This window comes from Sphingobacterium sp. DR205, assembly GCF_011064245.1.
Taxonomy (GTDB): domain Bacteria; phylum Bacteroidota; class Bacteroidia; order Sphingobacteriales; family Sphingobacteriaceae; genus Sphingobacterium; species Sphingobacterium athyrii.
Window position 1 is genome coordinate 4,155,236 of sequence record NZ_CP049333.1, and the last position, 17,666, is coordinate 4,172,901.

Annotated in this window: 13 protein-coding genes; 7 read left to right on the plus strand and 6 right to left on the minus strand. The window is 44.0% G+C overall.

What is annotated here, in order from left to right:
• Positions 1–183 precede the first annotated feature (183 nt).
• From G6053_RS17985 to G6053_RS17995, 3 genes are all read left to right on the plus strand, one after another.
• A complete protein-coding gene (locus tag G6053_RS17985) occupies positions 184–1,632 on the plus strand; it encodes an alanine/glycine:cation symporter family protein (protein WP_165307642.1) in 1,449 nt (482 codons plus the stop codon).
• A 125-nt stretch (positions 1,633–1,757) separates the two neighbouring features.
• Positions 1,758–2,633: a helix-turn-helix transcriptional regulator gene (locus G6053_RS17990; RefSeq protein WP_165307644.1), complete on the plus strand. Its 876-nt coding sequence runs from the start codon at positions 1,758–1,760 to the stop codon at positions 2,631–2,633.
• A gap of 68 nt (positions 2,634–2,701) precedes the next feature.
• The gene (locus G6053_RS17995; RefSeq protein WP_165307646.1) at positions 2,702–3,853 is read left to right on the plus strand and encodes an iron-containing alcohol dehydrogenase; all 1,152 of its coding nucleotides are present in this window, start codon (positions 2,702–2,704) and stop codon (positions 3,851–3,853) included.
• A 277-nt stretch (positions 3,854–4,130) separates the two neighbouring features.
• Here G6053_RS17995 and G6053_RS18000 read toward each other — a convergent pair whose 3' ends face one another.
• Positions 4,131–4,757 carry a response regulator transcription factor gene (locus G6053_RS18000; RefSeq protein ID WP_108633531.1) on the minus strand — a complete coding sequence of 209 codons (627 nt, stop codon included), beginning with the start codon at positions 4,755–4,757 and terminating at the stop codon, positions 4,131–4,133.
• 314 nt (positions 4,758–5,071) lie between these two features.
• Between G6053_RS18000 and G6053_RS18005 the strand changes: the two genes are divergently transcribed.
• Positions 5,072–5,260: a hypothetical protein gene (locus G6053_RS18005; protein ID WP_108633530.1), complete on the plus strand. Its 189-nt coding sequence runs from the start codon at positions 5,072–5,074 to the stop codon at positions 5,258–5,260.
• Between the two features lie 36 nt (positions 5,261–5,296).
• Positions 5,297–6,778: a hypothetical protein gene (locus G6053_RS18010; protein ID WP_165307648.1), complete on the plus strand. Its 1,482-nt coding sequence runs from the start codon at positions 5,297–5,299 to the stop codon at positions 6,776–6,778.
• Between the two features lie 369 nt (positions 6,779–7,147).
• Here G6053_RS18010 and G6053_RS18015 read toward each other — a convergent pair whose 3' ends face one another.
• From G6053_RS18015 to G6053_RS18035, 5 genes are all read right to left on the minus strand, one after another.
• Entirely contained in the window at positions 7,148–9,571 is a 2,424-nt protein-coding gene (locus tag G6053_RS18015; RefSeq protein ID WP_165307650.1) for a glycoside hydrolase family 127 protein, read from the minus strand.
• Positions 9,572–9,603: 32 nt separating this feature from the next.
• A complete protein-coding gene (locus tag G6053_RS18020; RefSeq protein ID WP_121125160.1) occupies positions 9,604–11,232 on the minus strand; it encodes a RagB/SusD family nutrient uptake outer membrane protein in 1,629 nt (542 codons plus the stop codon).
• A 19-nt stretch (positions 11,233–11,251) separates the two neighbouring features.
• Positions 11,252–14,242: a SusC/RagA family TonB-linked outer membrane protein gene (locus tag G6053_RS18025; RefSeq protein ID WP_121125159.1), complete on the minus strand. Its 2,991-nt coding sequence runs from the start codon at positions 14,240–14,242 to the stop codon at positions 11,252–11,254.
• Between the two features lie 733 nt (positions 14,243–14,975).
• Entirely contained in the window at positions 14,976–15,857 is an 882-nt protein-coding gene (locus tag G6053_RS18030; protein WP_165307652.1) for a glycerophosphodiester phosphodiesterase family protein, read from the minus strand.
• A gap of 120 nt (positions 15,858–15,977) precedes the next feature.
• Positions 15,978–16,436, minus strand: coding sequence for a histidine phosphatase family protein (locus G6053_RS18035; protein WP_165307654.1), 459 nt, complete (start codon positions 16,434–16,436; stop codon positions 15,978–15,980).
• Between G6053_RS18035 and G6053_RS18040 the strand changes: the two genes are divergently transcribed.
• Together G6053_RS18040 and G6053_RS18045 are read left to right on the plus strand one after the other, a co-directional pair.
• Positions 16,359–16,967: a hypothetical protein gene (locus tag G6053_RS18040; protein ID WP_206532015.1), complete on the plus strand. Its 609-nt coding sequence runs from the start codon at positions 16,359–16,361 to the stop codon at positions 16,965–16,967. The two genes, G6053_RS18035 and G6053_RS18040, sit on opposite strands and share 78 nt — an antisense overlap.
• A gap of 514 nt (positions 16,968–17,481) precedes the next feature.
• Positions 17,482–17,655 (plus strand): hypothetical protein, encoded by a 174-nt coding sequence (locus G6053_RS18045; protein ID WP_165307657.1) that lies wholly within the window; start codon positions 17,482–17,484, stop codon positions 17,653–17,655.
• The last annotated feature ends 11 nt before the right edge of the window (positions 17,656–17,666 follow it).

A 17,666-nucleotide genomic window follows, 5' to 3' on the forward strand; every position in this document is an offset into this window, starting at 1 on the left:
ATGTTTTTTTAACCCCATATTGTACAAATAACACATATTAAAACTAAAATAATCGCATTATTCATAATTTCTATCGCCAATTTCAATCAAATCACTATAATCTATACGAAATTCAGGAAAGTATACTATATTTTAGCTGCTTTTTACCTACTTTTAGTGCGCCTAAAGATTTAATTTTAAAATATGAACGATATAATCAATAAAATTTACGACATCATCTGGAGTGATGCTCTGGTATACTTATGTTTGTTGACTGGGATCTATTTTACGATACGTTTCCGATGCCCGCAGCTCACGCAAATTCGGGAAATGATCCGTTTGCTTTTTGATGGCAATAGTTCGGACAAAGGAATTTCCTCATTTCAGGCATTCTCGCTCGCTATCTCCGGTCGTGTGGGTACAGGCAACATTGCCGGTGTTGCAACAGCCATCGCCATGGGCGGTCCCGGAGCTATCTTTTGGATGTGGGTCATCGCTTTTTTGGGCAGTGCATCGGCTATCGTGGAGGCTACGCTCGGCCAGATGTACAAAGAGGTCAATGACGGAGAATACCGGGGCGGGCCAGCATTTTATATTCTGAAAGGGTTGCGTTCCAAGGCTTTTGCCTGGACATTTGCTATCGTCACGATCATCAGTACTGGATTTTTACTCCCCGGCGTGCAGAGTAATAGCATCGGTGCGGCGGTTGAATCAGCCTTCAACTTGTCGCCGAGCGTTACCGGATTGAGCATAGCGGCCTTACTCGCCATCATTATTATCGGCGGTGTCAAGCGGATCAGTACCGTCGCTGAGTATGTCGTTCCATTTATGGCGGGAGCCTATATTCTGATGGCATTAGTCATTATCGGTCTCAATTTTACACAGATACCGGCCGTCATTTCACTGATTGTAAAAGCCGCCTTCAATCTGGAGGCAACCTTTGGTGCTGTGGCGGGTATGGCAATTTCATGGGGCGTAAAACGGGGCATTTACAGCAATGAAGCCGGTCAGGGCACCGCGCCACATGCTGCTGCCGCCGCCGAAGTATCTCATCCCATCAAGCAGGGGCTGGTTCAGGGCTTTTCAGTCTATGTCGATACCATGTTTGTCTGTACTGCGACAGCCTTGATGATCCTATTTACGGGACAATATAATGTGGAAAATCCAAACGGAGGGTTTATCGTACAGCACCTTCCCGCTACGGAAATGGGACCGGGCTTTACGCAGCAGGCCGTGTCACATCACTTCCCTACCATTGGGAACGCTTTTGTCGCTTTAGCCTTAGCCTTTTTCGCGTTCACGACTATCATGGCCTATTATTATATTGCCGAAACCAATATCAGTTTTGTAAGTCGCAAAAAACAGCACAAGACCATACTTATCTGGGTTTTGCGCCTGCTTATGTTAGTATCCACCTATGTAGGCTGCATCAGTACGGCAAAGTCTGCCTGGACGTTGGGCGATATTGGCGTTGGACTCATGGCCTGGCTCAACCTGATCGCAATTTTATTGCTCCACAAAAAAGTACTTGCCATTTATGATGACTATCGTGAGCAGCAGAAGGCCAAGAAAGATCCGATTTTTAACAACGATAAGTTTAATTTTCCGAACATGGAACTATGGTCCAAAAAAAATAGCGACACGCTAAACTAGCTGATTGAAATAGTTGCATTTTTTCCTGGTGCTGTATTTTGCTTGTCACAAAACCTAAATAGCACATCGTCGCCGAATTTAAATGGCTACCTTTGCCTTTCTTTTTAAACAGCAGAAACGAATTGATGGAACGACTATACCTTAAAAAGCAGATCAACAAAATAGAAGACAAGAAACTATCTTTCCGTGTGTTTGACCTTGATGCCGAGCATTTACAGGCTTACACAGCGCCACATCAAAAAGACCATTTTTGCATCTTCGTGATTCAGGAAGGCGAACTACGACTACAGATCGAAGACCGACAGTACATCCTGAACAGCAGCCGGATTTCGGTCATCTTCCCGGATCAGGTGCATGCCATACAGGCTTTTTCTGGTCAGGTGGCCGGCAAAATCATCTTGTTTGAAGAGGTGTTATTCTGTTCGGATATCCTCAAAAATGAGTTGAGCCCCTATAATATCAACCTGTCAACCCAACTCAACAATACGGTTTTGTCAACCGACGAATTTGCCGAGAGTATCCATACAATCAAGCTTATACAGGATATTTATCAAAATCCAAGTTTGGTCCGCAAAGAAGAAGCACGCTTTTACATCAAGATCCTGTTGCTCAAGCTCATTGAATCCGTACATGGGCAGCACCCCGTTCTGGGAACTAAAACGGCAGACCAAAGCCTGTATATCGAATTCAAAAAATTGCTCAACGAAAACTACAAAGAAGAGCGATCGGTACAATACTATGCCGATCAGCTTTACATCACACCCAAAAAGCTCAACGCCATTACCAAAAAACATTGTGGGGACACCGCGATCAATACCATCCACAACCGGATCATGACCGAAATCAAGCGGCAGCTCATGTTTGCAGACATCACACACAAAGAAATTGCGTTTGACCTGGGATTCAACTCCCCGGCAGCGCTGAACAAATTTGTGAAAGCAAAGCTCAATGAAACACCGACCCAGCTCCAAAATGAGTTGGCTCAAATGTATAACACGTAGTCCTGTTTGTGTAATAATCGAGGCCCATTGCCGCGCTATCTTTGAAGCATTAAATAAAAGATACAACAATGAGCAAATTATTTATTGCAGGAGAAGTATTCCACGGCGCGGGAAGCCTTGAAGAACTGAAGAATATTAAAGGTCAGAAAGCCTTTATCGTGACAGGGGGAAATTCGATGCGTCAAAGCGGAACGTTGGATAGATCAATTGCATTTCTACAGGAAGCAGGTCTTGAAACATTTGTTTTCGATGGCGTAGAGGAAGATCCATCATCAGCTACAAGTTTCAAGGGAGCAGCAGCGATGCGTGAGTTTCAGCCCGATTGGATCGTCGGTCTTGGCGGTTGCTCAGCGATTGATGCTGCTAAGATGATGTGGGTATTCTACGAATATCCAGAGGCTGATTTCGATGCTTTGGTCAAACCTTTTACGGTACCTACTTTGCGCAACAAGGCGAAATTTATCGCCATCCCATCCACCAGTGGTACCGGTACCGAGACAACTGGTCTGGCTGTCATCACCGACCGCGAAAAAGGCGTCAAATACCCGATTGTTTCGTATGAACTGACACCCGATATCGCTATTGTTGACGGCGAAGTCTGTGCGTCAATGCCGGCCCATATCACAGCCAACACGGGCCTGGATGCCCTTACGCACTGTGTGGAAGCCTATGTATCCAACATCGATGACAATTATGCCGATGTACTGGCTAAGGGTGGCTTAGAAATTGTGTTCAATAATCTAAAGGAAGCGGTCAACAACCCGACAAATATCCAAGCCCGTCAAAACATGCACGACGCATCCTTTATGGCAGGATTGGCATTTAACAATGCCTGGTTAGGTATCGTGCACTCCCTATCCCATCAGGTCGGCGCACTGTATGGTATTCCGCATGGTGCTGCAAACGCGATCTTCTTACCCAATGTCATCCGTTATAACGCCAAGGTTTCCGCGCGTTTCCCTGATCTGGCGAAAGTGATCGGCAAAGAAACAGCTGAGGAACTGGCACAGGCCATTGAAACGCTACGTGCTGAGGTAAATAATATTTCGTCCATCAAAGAATTTGGAATTTCCAAAGCAGACTGGGAGAAAAATATCGATTACATGACAAACAACGCCTTGCTGGATCCATGTACAGGATTCAACCCACGGGTTCCGGTATTGGAAGATCTCAAGGCCATTTATAATGCCTGTTACGACGGTGTTATCTTTAATGGGTAATCACATTTAAGGGTTTTAGCAAACTGGAATTTCGATCGGATCATCGGCTCATTGGAGTCCAGTTCAGCAGCCACACTTTAAAGCGCACTACAGCAGTGCGCTTTATCCAATATACTTAAGCATCTTGCAATTTATCTCAAAAAACATTGAAAACACTATTCATTTCACACGAGCTTTTGGTGATAAAATAGCGTGTTCTACTTGTCCTGTTCGGCGATACGTTGCGCGCTCGACATCGCTATTAATAATATCGTATGCGCATATGTTTTTCAGCGCATCATATTAAATGGTGCTCGCGTGCATATTTTAGCATTTGTGCAATCGTCTGGCAACCGGCTTTAGCCATCATTTTTCGACGGTGTGTCACTACTGTATGTGGACTTAAAAAGGTTTTTGAAGCCGTTTCGGCCACACTGTAGCCATTCGAGAAATGTTGCAGCACTTCGATCTCCCGTGGCGTAAAGGTTTCCACTCTTTTGTCGTTGCTGGACAAGATATGTTCGAATTCCCTGCAGATGAAGGTCTGCCTACTATTTACTGCTGCCAAACAGGCCTGTATCTCCGCCAGTTCGCAGGATTTGCTCAGTAGACCATCCGGACGATATTGCAACATACTGGCTAACACAGCCGGTGCGGTTGCCCCGGTCAGAAAGATAACCTTTGCGGACCCATTGATACGCTTTATTTCTGTCAGTACGGAGAGTCCATTTTCATCTTGGAGGTAATAATCCAGAAAAACAAGCAGCTCCTCCTTTCCGAAAGCGTACAAAAATTGAAATAAGTCGTTACCCCTGTTAAAGGATTGGACCAGATCTATTTGACATTCACGTTTGAGCAACAGCTCAAACGAGAAGGCGACAATCTTTTGATCATCTAAGATGACTGCATGCCTAGAGGTCTTCATAATATTGGCTTTTTATTAATCTCGTAAACAAATCTAATCATTTGATATAACCATATCAGCGTGTTATTGCATTGCTGTAGCTCAAAAACTACATTCATCGCATATTCATGCGATATTGAAGCCAAACAATCGCATAAACAGGTGATATTCCCTTTCACGCTATCGTTTTGAAGCCATAAAGCCTTTTTTTTACATCAGAATTTAGTTTACGGCCCAATCACATCCGATGCGGCTGCTTAGGATTGAGCCAAAGTTTAAGTTCATGCTGAGCTAACGATAGTGCATAGTATTTACCCTTAATAAAACATATTATTATGAAAAAGAAACCTATCAAACTCCAGTCACGCAAACTGGACTACCAGGCACCTCAGATATGGGTGACTGAGGTATTATTGGAAAATGGCATCGCTGCGGGGTCCAACGCGCAGGCCTCAGGTGATATCCAACAGACCTGGGATAACGAAGAATCACAGACTCACAGCCAGAATGACGGCTGGTGGTAGTCATTCAATTCGCTGTTAATTTAACCAACTAAGAAAATGAAAAATCAGTTTATTCAAGCATTGGCGCTCTTTACCGTACTGTTTACTGCCTGCAGCAAAAATGAAAGCCCGGATCCTGTCGGAACGGAAGGAAAAGTAAGTATCAAAATCGGAGGCGTGTCCTATTCTGACGGGGGCACGGACCCCAAGTTAAAACTATCCAATACCAGCAATACAAACAGTCCTATAGCTATCCAGAAAGCTTCTATCCCATTTGGAGATGAACTAACTGTACTGGCGACACTGTCGCCCGAGACATCCAATCTATCCAATATTTTGCGCGCTTCAGCAGGACTTAAAATGGCGACCAGCCCCGAGCCACTGGGCACCGGCGCCAAATATGCGGTTGCCGCCTATAATTCCGCCGGCGATTATGTTAAAGATTCTGGCGTACTCACCTATACTGGGAGTGGTACAAACTGGAATCTTACGCTTGCCCCGGGTGCCTACACATTCGTTGCCGTCGCTGTGGCAAACGGCCAGACATTTCCGAATATCAATTTCAACCAGAACCTTGCCAACATCACATTTGATGCCCCAGGTGCAGACACGGATGTACTTTGGCAAAAACAGACCGCCAGCGTAACCGCAAATCAAACCCTCTCTCTGGATCTTATCCTCAGCCATTTATTTACGCAGGTACAGGCTACTCTGGAGAGCACATCAGCCAATGTGGTGGGCAATATCACCTCCATCGTTGGTAGCAGCATGTCGCCAAACTACAGTACTGCCAACGTTCACTTGTCTGACGGCCATTTTACACAAGGAGGTTCTTCCACTGCCCGTAGTATCAGTTTCAGTGGATCAGGACTCCTATGGACAAGCAGCCCTGCGCTGATCATTACCGAGGGAACTAGCGCCGGTAAAGTCAGCTTCGGGACGGTCACCTTAAATGCAGTGCAGAATGGAGTAAGATCCGGACTGATCAACCTGTCGGACCTGAACTTACAAAAAGGCGTCAAATATAACTTAAAACTGCGCCTTGTCCCTAAAGGAGCAATAGATGTACCTAATTCCAATTATTATTGGAGTTCAGCCAATTTGACCGGTACCGCGCCTATCACCCTGGCTGCTGCCCAATATTTGAAAGGTAGTGTTTACAGTGGTAACGGTTCTGCCTCTTATTGTGAGACGGCCATTGGTACCGGCTGGCGCACGGCAGCGCAAACTGAGTATCAATCTTTGATCAACAAAGGTACCGTACGCGGAAGCTACAATGGGCAGACCGGATGGTTTTTAGGCACTTCTGTACTGCCGACAAGCAATCTGGACAATTACATGTTCTTGCCTGACAACGATTTTACCCGATCCGGTTCTGGTAACAACGATATTCCAACTAATGCTCTTGGGGTATATTGGGCAAGCCCGACCGTACAGGGTAATTCCAAGCCGGCATTGATATTGACAGCAACCAGCGTCTCGATCGTGAATATTCATCAAAATAATTGGGCTGCCATACGTTGTGTGAAAAACAAGTAGCCTGACCCAGATGGTCTCCATTATAACGAAAAAAGGGATCGTACAGTAACGCTATGCTGTACGGTCCCTTTTCATTAGTATGCACTACATTACCTCATATTCTGCTGCTCGGCCGCCCTCCTTTTTAATACACCGATACTGTACAGCTGGTCAGACATTCCGTCGGTCGTGATAATCGCTTGCATCAATTTCATGAACCTGTGTACCGCCGGGAGTGAAAAAATTATAGTAAAATAGGGCCATCGTCTTAAAGCTTATTAAAAAAAGAAACCGCGCCAAAAATGAATTTGACACGGCTTTCTTTAACCACCTAAATAAAATAGATACCTTTTCCTTAAGCACCTATTTATGTTGTTGTACAGGATAACATCACTTGACTTCAAACTCGTAGATCCCTACGGATACATCTTTGCCCATCTGAAACTTTAACCGGACTTTTTGTGCCGAAACGGTTTCAAAAGTAACGGTATTGGTCTTGTCTTGCTCGTTGGAATAAGCCGTCGTATTTTTTACTTGCACCCAATTGCCATTTGGGTCAAGATATTCTATATGCCAACTATCCGGAATTCTGCTTCCGCCCCAAGGTCGGTCGTCCCACCAATAGACACTTGCCTGGGAAATCTGCACTGGTTTTTCAAACGCATAAGCTATCCATTCCTGCGTTCCTTTCGCTGGCCATAATGCATAAAAAGAGACATCACGGTCCGAAGAGCTCTTCGGCCAATAGCCATCATTAACTTTCGCCAATGAAGCATTTTCACCTTTGGAAGATGTCACTTTTGCGCGTGTCGAATTTGTAATAGCAGGCAGTGGTTTTGTATATTCGGTTGTTCTGGGAATCCAGACTTCCATCTCGCCAGCACCACGGTTGGCCCAGGCATAGTAAGGAATTGCCGTAAGCTTTTTGTCCTTTTCTACCATATTATTCTGCCCGTCCCGAGCGGTACTTTTACCTTCCATTGCCAGGCTAACAATACCATTAAGTTTATCGGGCTGATAGCTGCTCTTAACCAGCACATCATCGGTAAGCACGGCATTCGAGACTTTACCATCGTTGTCTGCCCATTCCAAGCAGTATACAATTGGCCCCCGTTCCAACGCCACCTTTCCTTTATCATCTTTCACCTGATCATGCGCAATCGTACGTTTTACGTCCATTGGGAATACGATGTCGATGCGATCACCTTTTTTCCATTGACGGCTTAACGTGGCATAACCGTTTGCCCTGACGGTATATTCAATCGGCTTACCGTTTATCTGGATCTCCACTTCTTTTCTTTCGGGCTTAACATAGGTATAGAGGTCACTCGGAACCGGACGTTCCAAAGCCCAGCCCGGTATCCTTACCAAAACGTCAAATGCCGCAGTTTTTTCCGGAGTAACACTGATTGTCGTATTGCCTTCCCAGGGATAATTCGATTTCTGTGAAAGGTGGACCTTATTCTTGGGCAGGTCGATTGTCGTTTCACTTTCCACAAAAAGATTGACATAGATTTCATTGTCCTTGTGCGCATAGGTATATCCTGGTATTGAAGGTATAAAACGACATACATTACTCGGACAACATGCACAGCCGAACCACTCGGCACGTGTATGCTGCCCCTCAGATGCCAAGGGGTTTGGATAGAAGAAACGGTCCCCTGAGAGCCCCACACCTGAGAGTACACCATTGTACAAGGTACGTTCGATTACATCATAATATTTCGAATCACCATGCATCAAGAATTGGCGATGGTTCCAATACACATTGCCAATTGCCGCACAGGTCTCACAATAAGCGGACATATTCGGTAGTTCATAGTTATCACCGAATGCCTCTCCATGTCCCCGTGCACCGATTCCGCCGGTAACATAGTACTTTTTATCAACCACGTTGTTCCATATCTTATCAATTGCATTTAGGTAGGCCTTATTGCCGGTAAGTGCTGCGACATCGGCCATACCCGAATACATATAAACTGCGCGTACGGCATGCCCCACAGCTTCGTCTTGTTCGATGACCGGTTTATGGCTCTGCGCATATTCACCCCGAACACCCTTTCCTTTCAGGTCAAGAAAATATTTCGCCAGATCAAGATATTTCTTTTTTCCGGTCACACGATACATCTTTGCCAAGCCCATTTCTACGATCTGATGCCCGGGTTCATATTTCAATCCCCCCAGCAAAAAGTCCTTTACCAGGAGATCGGCATTCTTAATGGCTATTTCCAATAATGTACGCTTTCCAGTGGCCAAATAATGCGCTACGGCAGCCTCATATAAATGTCCTGAATTGTATAGCTCGTGGCTCAGATCAGGATCTTTCTCCCAGCGATTCTCTCCAGTCCATGGATGTAGCTTTCCAGGCTCGGCAGCTGTACGCGCGGTATACAGGTAACCGTCAGATTCCTGCGCCTTTCCTATAAAATAGATCAGTGAATCCATCTGCTTTTCCAGTTCCCCACTCGGATTGGTCTGTATCGAATAGGCCATTCCTTCTATTATCTTATAAATATCTGTATCGTCAAAGGTATATTCTGTATTGAAATATCCCTTCATCAGGCCGCCAGCTTTCTTGAAGTTATCGACCCTTCCGGTGGAGTAACACTGCTGGAGTGCGATGGGGATCGTCACCTGCTGGTTGATCTTAAGTCTAGGTGCCCAAAATTTATCGGTAAACTTTACATCCACAAAAGAAACAGGTTCGATTGGGTAATCGTATTGTTTAGCCTCTTTAGTCTGCGCCTGACCTTCGGCAAAAAATGCAGTCGCCAATAGCGAAATCAGTACTGCATAGCATGTTAGTCTTTTCATCTTAACGTTCATTTTCCGTTTCACCTTTATTACTAATATCCAGGATTTTGAGCCAAGTTTGAATTGGTGTTCAAAGCCGGCCGTGGAATTGGGAACAAGTTGCGCGTTGCATTCTTGGTTGCCTTATGTGAGAGCCACGATTTCGTGCTGAAAACGCCAAAACGGATCAGGTCTGTGCGCCGGTGTGCTTCCTGGTCGAATTCCCAGCCCAATTCATCCAAAAATCGGCCATATTTGATATCGGCTCCCCCCTCCTTGGTACTTCCATCACTGTCACGCTGACCGTAATCATAGGTGCTGCCCCCCTGTAGCTGGCTTCCCGTAACAATTGCTTTGGCAGGCTGATCGGGAAAAGCCCGCTGCCTTACTGTCGTTACAATCTGCGCAGCTTCATCGGGCTTACCGGACCGCAAGAGTGCCTCCGCTTTCATCATCAAAACCTCGGCATACCGGACGATCGGATAATCATTACTGAGTTGTACCGCCGCCCCTTGCTTAATTTCGAATTTACCCAAACGGAAACCGTGGATGGTTTCGGAGGCATCAATCGAAGGAACCTCGTTGATCAGGTGCAAAGGTTTGTCCTTGTATGCCCCGAGCCCTACGACGAGTGCTTGTCCAGAAGAAGAATATTGCTGTCCCTGAATCCAGTTACGTTGATTCCGAATGTCATCTTGATCAAAAGAACGAATAAACTGAGGTGTCGCACACATACCGCCCCATGGTGCCGAAAGCAAGTTGTAGGTCGCCTGACTTTCCGAAGGAAGTGACTGCATATGAAGGTCAAATGCATTCCAGTTATTGGTATAATTTTCATCCAACGGCAGGGCAAATACGATCTCCTTCGAATTCTGGTTCTCGGTAACGAATACGTTCTTTTGGTTATTTTCCAGCATATAGCCTGCACCTGAGTTGATAATTGCATCGCAGGTGGCAATTACTTTCTGCCACTGTGCCGTACCGCTATACACCTCGGCATTCAGGTACATACGCGCCAACAACGCATTTGCTGCCCATTTATTCAATTTACCATACGTACTTTTGTCATTCTTTTCGCTGAGCAAACTGCTATTGGATTCGATTTCATTGACAACAAAATCATACACCTCCTTACGGGAATTTTGTTTCGGAAGAAAGCCTTCGGGAAGGTCAAACTGCGTTACAATTGGGACATTGCCAAAGGCGTCGCATAAAATCGCATAATAAGCTGCCCGGAGGACTTTCAGTTCTGCAATGACAGCCTCCTTATTTTCCGCTACGGGAATCATACCGGATTCGATTTGGTAAATGATTCGGTTACAGTTTGTAATTCCGGCAAACGTTCTGTTCCAAGTTTGCACCACTATGCCTTCATCAGCAGTCCAAGTATGTTGATGGATACGTTTATATACTCCGCCATCGACCCATCCATTCGGTCTTGCCGGAATGACTTCCTGATCACCGCTGAGTTCCTGGGCCCGCCATAAGCCATCCCAATCGAGTAGCAAAAAGCGCCAGTTGGAATATGCTGTTCCCAAAAGTGAGGCCAGGTCATCTTGTGTCGGCTGGAATTTATTGGAGATAATAGTTGTATAGGAATCATCTTTTAATTTTGTACAGCTGCTGACCGAAAGAAAAGCACAGCCGACAAATAAGATCTTTGCTAAATTATTTCTTTTCATAATTGACATCTTTAAAGAATTAAAAACTAACGTTAACACCAAAAGTAAAAGTGCGTGTTGTTGGGTATTTATCCCGGTCATCATTACCCGGCGACAATCCCAAGCGATTTACTTCAGGATCGATGCCCTTGTATCCTGTGATGACAAAAGTATTCAGCGAACTTGCATAGATACGGGCATTATTCAGCCACTTGCTTTTCATATTTCGGAAAGTATAGCCCAACGTGATGTTGTCTATCTTCCAATGGTCTCCGTCTTCAATGTAATAACTATTGAACTCAAGCGGAGCCGTTAATTTTGCTTTGCCAAATACCAAATCCTCTGACGATGCCAAGCGGTTATAATTCTGCAGACTAGGATTTTCAAGATACATACGCTGGAAATTAAGAATTTGATAGTCAAATGCACCGCGCATGGTGACGGAGAGGTCAATATTTTTATAGCGGAAATTGTTGTTCCAGCCTGCATAGTATTTTGGGAGGCCATTTCCGAGTACTTTTTTATCCTCAAAGGTGTGCCCGAAATCGTTGTATGCTACACGTGCACCATCGGCACCTTCATAGATCCATTTTCCATTATCGTCGATATCCACGGCCTTAAATCCGTAGAAATCACCGATCTGCTGACCGATATAGACAATATTTGTAAAGGTCTGTATCGGTTCGCCCGTACCGCCAGTTGTAAAGTAATCATTTGTCGTTTGGTACAGTTCATTGGACAGGCTCTTCAGCTTATTGGTATTTGTCGAAAACAGTAAGCTGGTATTCCATTCAAAATTGGGCTTACGCACGGGCGCTATATTGAGCAGCACCTCTATACCGTTGTTGCGCATGGTTCCCACATTAGCCCTTGTTGTCGTAACCAAGTTTGGGGGGCTCGGCACTTGATAATCATATAACAAGCCTTTAATATCCCGGATATAATAGTCAATATTACCACTTACAAGTCCTTTTAACAAGCTGAAATCTAGTCCAAAATTACTTTCCCGTTTTTCTTCCCATCGAATATTGGGGTTAGGGTTAGAAGTTGGACCAAGCGATTGTACCCAATGTCCATTGGAATAAATATATCCACCGTAACCCAATTGAGCCTGTCCCAAAAAGAGGTTAGATGGCGGATTTCCCGTTACCCCATATCCGGCGCGCAATTTTAAGTCATCAAAGACTGTCTGATCTTCCATAAAGGATTCGTTGGAGATCCGCCAACCTCCAGAAATCGCCGAGAATGTACCCCATGGACTTTTTGCACCGACGAGCTGGCTTGCCCCTTCATGGCGGACACTTGCCAGTAACAGGTAGCGATCGTCGTAGCTATAGGTCAGCCGGCCGAAAAAGCTGATCAGGTTGGTCTCAAATTTATCGCTGCCGATGGCACCCTTACCATCTTTTATTGCATTGCCTAGCCCGATATTATTGTAACCAAACACATCGGTCGGAAAATCCCAGTTTTGGATAAAGCTGCTCGAATTTTCATTTTCCTGGTAACCATAACCAGCCAAAATACTACCGCGATGCTTTCCGATGGTCTTGGTATACTCCGCTGTAAGTTCCATCAGACGATCAATGATCAGTCTATTCCCGAGCGCAGCATAACCATTCCGACTATCTCTTAAGTTGGAAATATGGTTTTTGGTCTCGGAATAGCCTGCCGTGATATTATTTCTTGAGTATGAAAAGAGCGAACTTAATTTCAGATCAGCGATCGGATTGTAGGTGATCGTACCAGCCATCCTAGAATTTACGCTACGGGTCTGACCGTCGCTCTCATAAAGACGAGCGAGGGGATTTTCATAGTTAAAATTACTAGGCTGTTCAAACCATTTCCCCTTCTCATTGTATACGGGCGATGTCGGATTAAATATCAGTGCCTGCCTATAGGTATATCCATTAAAAGTTCCCCCATCTTGTGTCTGCGTAAAGCTATTGGTCTGATTGAGCAGGCTTAGATTGAATTTAAGCTTATTGTCCAGCATCGTATGGTTAACATCTATTCTTCCGCTGAATGTTTCATTATCGGAACGTTTCAGAATTCCTTCCAAATACCTGTAATTCGCTGATGCCAGATAATTTGTTTTACTGCTTCCGCCACGAAATGTCAAATTATGGATATGTGTCAGTGGGGTCTGTGAAATTTCTTTTAGCCAGTCGGTATCCGAGCCCAGATCCCAGGAAGCATCCCTTATCCCCTCGCTGATCTGCTGGCGATAGTCGCTGGCTGTCAGCAGCTGCGGTTTGCGCAATATGGATTGTGTACTTACGGACCCCGCATAGTCAATGACATTTGTTTCCTGGCCTTTTGCCCTTTTTGTTGTAATGATAATGACGCCATTGGTACCCCGTACGCCATAGATCGCCGCAGCCGAGCCGTCTTTGAGCACATCGATGGATTCAATATCTTCGGGGGCTACGGTATTTAATGTTCCTGGGATTCCATCAATAATCACTAATGGGTCGCTATTTGCACCAAACAATGTTGTATTTCCGCGTAGTAGGATCTGGCTTCCACCCGTCGGGTTTCCACTTGTTGTCCCTACGCTTAATCCGGCCACTTTACCCTGCAACAACTGGCCGGCATCCTGAACAGGAGCTTTTACAAAATTTTCGGATGTCACCGTCGCAACCGAACTCGTTAAATCTCCTTTTCGCTGTTGGCCATACCCGATAACGACCACTTCGGAGAGCTGTTCGTTGTTAGGAATTAATTTGATCACAAGATTGGATCTTCCTCCGACGCCTACTTTTTGCGTATCATAGCCGATAAAACTAAATGTCAATGTGTCTGCAGCAGCAGATGGAATGGTAAACTCCCCATCATTGCTCGTGACAGCACCCTTGGCTGTGGTCTTCGAATAGATCGTAACCCCAGACAAAGGCTTGCCATTTTGGCCTTCTACCCTACCTTTCAATGCCACTTGCTCCTGCGCATACCCTGGGCAAGGTAACAGTGCCGTGGATAAAACGATCAATCCGCACCAATTGATCCGTTTCTTCGTTAAATTAATTGATCTCATAAAAAGTTTATTTATAAGGTGTAGCTACCAAAGCTTCATTTTAAATGTCAAAACAACACTTATCAGCTTAAAAAAAATTGTCTTTCGCTCAAACTGAATATAAACATCGTGGCTGCTTTAGTTTACACCATTGGTTATGTAAATCGAAAATAAGAATAAATTAAATGTAAAACAAACATTTAATTTATTCTAGGAGTCAGCGCCAATTTCACTGTTCTTATTCCGCACTCCCTAGTAATCTGCTTGTCTGCTCAGCCCGTCGAGGTAATCGTTCTTGTTGATGTTCGCTCCTGTAGTATCCCACAAAAAGATATCAATACTTATCATTCAGCTGTAAAACTGATGCTAATCTTCTCCAGGTACTCATCCATGAAGGCCCATTCGTAGGTAATTGCTTTCTAACATCGATGGATGTAAAATCACAGTTAGATAAGTATTGTTTTTGATTGCAGACGACCTGCGTAAAGATATGGGTATATATGGACATTCTTTGGCAAATACGCCCAACTTAAAAGCCTAGCAACAAAGAGCGTATGGTTCATTTTATAGGATTACAAAGGGTATTCATGCAATAGGAATACCCTTTGTTATTAATACCCTTTGTTATTAAAACCAAGCCTTTTGTTACTTCTCTGGGCCTTTAGGTCGCCAGCTTCGGAGTAGCCTACTTGCCGCAAAGCTTACGATGATGCCCAGCGTAGCTTCGGCTCGGTCTGCAACTCCTTATGGCAATTTATTTCTGGCTGATCGCACGACTTACCTCTATTGGTAAATCAGATTCTAAAACAGAAGCTCCGTCTTCGAATACAGCGCTATAGCTCTCGTAACGTTGCTCTTTTTCTGCTAGTTTATCGTAGCTAGGCGCAGTTGATATCATGCACATCACCCCTTTGTTGTTAAAAAAACGGTACATTTCCTGATTTGCTGGCACAATTTCAGAACCGATATAAACAATCATCCGGTCGTAGGGTAGCCCCGAGGATTCAAATTTAGCTAAAGCTGCCCGATCTTTAATATGCATGGACAAATACTGATCTTTATTTTGATCAAGGTAATATTTAGCCTGTTCGACATTATGCACCGTCACCCAGACCCAGGCATACGCATTATTTTGGCGTATGATTTCAGCAGTCTTAATCAATGGCAAGTCTTTCTTATCCAGATTGAGTATGGTCTTACCTTTGGCCCAATCGATCACTTCCTGAAGTGTATTGATTCCATACGGGGTCACCTTGCCCGTCTTGTCCCGCAACCTCAATTTCTGAAGTTCGGCCCAAGTATAATCAGCAACTTTGCCAACTCCGTTTGTTGTCCGCTCCAACGTTGCATCATGCATCAGTATGGCAACACTGTCTTTTGTGTAACGCGGATCTATTTCGAAAATAGCAGGCGTTTTTTTCAGCACTGCTTCAAATGCCGGGATCGAATTTTCAGGCAGTCCATTTTCGATCGTACCACGATGGCCGCTTATTATCTTTTTACCAGGTGAATAGCGAAAATATGCACGCATCGCTTTACAGGTTTTAAAGTCAAGCGTATGAAGCTCCTGCGCCTGCAGTTCCCCCAATGCCATCGTACTCGCTAACAAACTGATAAAAAAACCTATTTTTCTCATCACTAACTGATTTTTAACGGTTAAAAATTTGTGTATATATCGCTTCACACTGAGAGACCTGCTCTATGGGATGAATACGTTGTGCTCCTTAATAGACAACTGATCCATTCACAAAAAAGTTCAGGCATTCAATTTTAATAAATTAAAACCAGCCACTTTATCTAAAGTAAATAGTGTCAAAGCAGAATTCTCCTGGACAATTCGTCGATAGTTAGCCAGCGGCATCCTAAGCTGATACGCTAAAAACAGCCGATTGATTCCATTATGACCAACGATCAAAACAGTTTTACCATCGTAGCGCTGTAGGATATCATCATAAAAACTTTTGACACGATCAATCACCTGGCGTCCGGTCTCTCCTACTCTTCCTGCTGCATAATCCTCTAGTGACTGCAACCAATTTTCCCAAGCCTGAGGATCCTCGGCAATAAAATCAGGCGAACACTTTCCTTCCCATTGTCCAAAATCAATTTCGATCAATCTATTGTCCACCTGTAATTCATGTACAGCACCCGATGCAATCTCAGCAGTCTGGCGGGCGCGCATCAGCGGAGAACAGAAGAATGGCGCTCGCCACATGGACAAAATTTTCTTTTTCTATCGTTAGAATTTGCTCCAAGAGACACGGTATTGGGATGGGCCAGATCAATAATTAACCGACCAGCATACAGCAATCATCAAGTCGTCCTTTTAACACATTCTTATTTAAATTATAAAAACGAGCATATTGAAAAAGAAAAATATGATCTTGATGATGCCAACTATGGCAAATCCGTCTGGAAAAAACTAGTCCAACCTTCCAAAAACATAGCGCTGGTATTTTCGGGCCATATCGGCGCTGCCAATGATATAAAAAAGCACATCGGTTTTCGCATTGACAAAAATTCCGCTGACAAAAAGGTAAACCAAATGACCTTTAATGCCCAGGCACTGGGCGGCGGACATCAGGGCAGCGGAGGCGATGCCTGGTTACGGGTCCTTGAATTTCTTCCGGATGGCAAAACCGTAAAAGTAAAAACGTTCTCGCCTTTATTTGCACTTTCAACCTCCATACAGGACATGGCCTGGCGCAAAGAATCTTTTGACGAATTCGATATTCAATTGGAATAAATAAAAACTAGAAATAAATACTCAGTATCGCCACTCTATGTGCGCGAAGCCTAAGAAACATAGATCTTTAATAACGTCTCCCTACCTAGGGACACGTTATTTAGTTTCGGCTAGTCTGACACCTTCGCATTGAATTTATCCTCATATACCTTGACGGTATCCGGAAATGCTAAAGCTTCTCATACTCTTTAAAACGTTCAAAGCTTATTCTTCCAATTATTGGATTTTTTCTGACATGCCTTCAATGAAGCTACGGCTTTGTTGTTGTTCAAAGTGCATTAAATTAAATATTAAATCAAATTTAATTTTATTTAGTTCGAAAACAAGAAACGACAATAAAAGGTTTATTACAAAAATGTCAATTTTCTTTATTGACAAATAGCGGTTCTTTTTCATAATTATTTATTGCTTATTAACAAAAATAGAGTATACTTTAAAGCCAAAGCCTAACTCTTAATTTGTGTTTAATGAGCCTATTAAAAAGTATAATCATCAAATATTTAAAAACAAGGTCATGAAAACAAAACGAAACAAAAATCGAGAAGTATTAAAAAATTATCTGGCACCTAAAGTAGAGATTGTTACCGTAGCAATTGAAAACAGTATCGCGGCTGGTTCTACAGTACAAGGTACAAGTATGCAACAAGAACATACAGAAGAAAGTCGATCCCAAAACGTTGAATGGTAACTAATATTAAC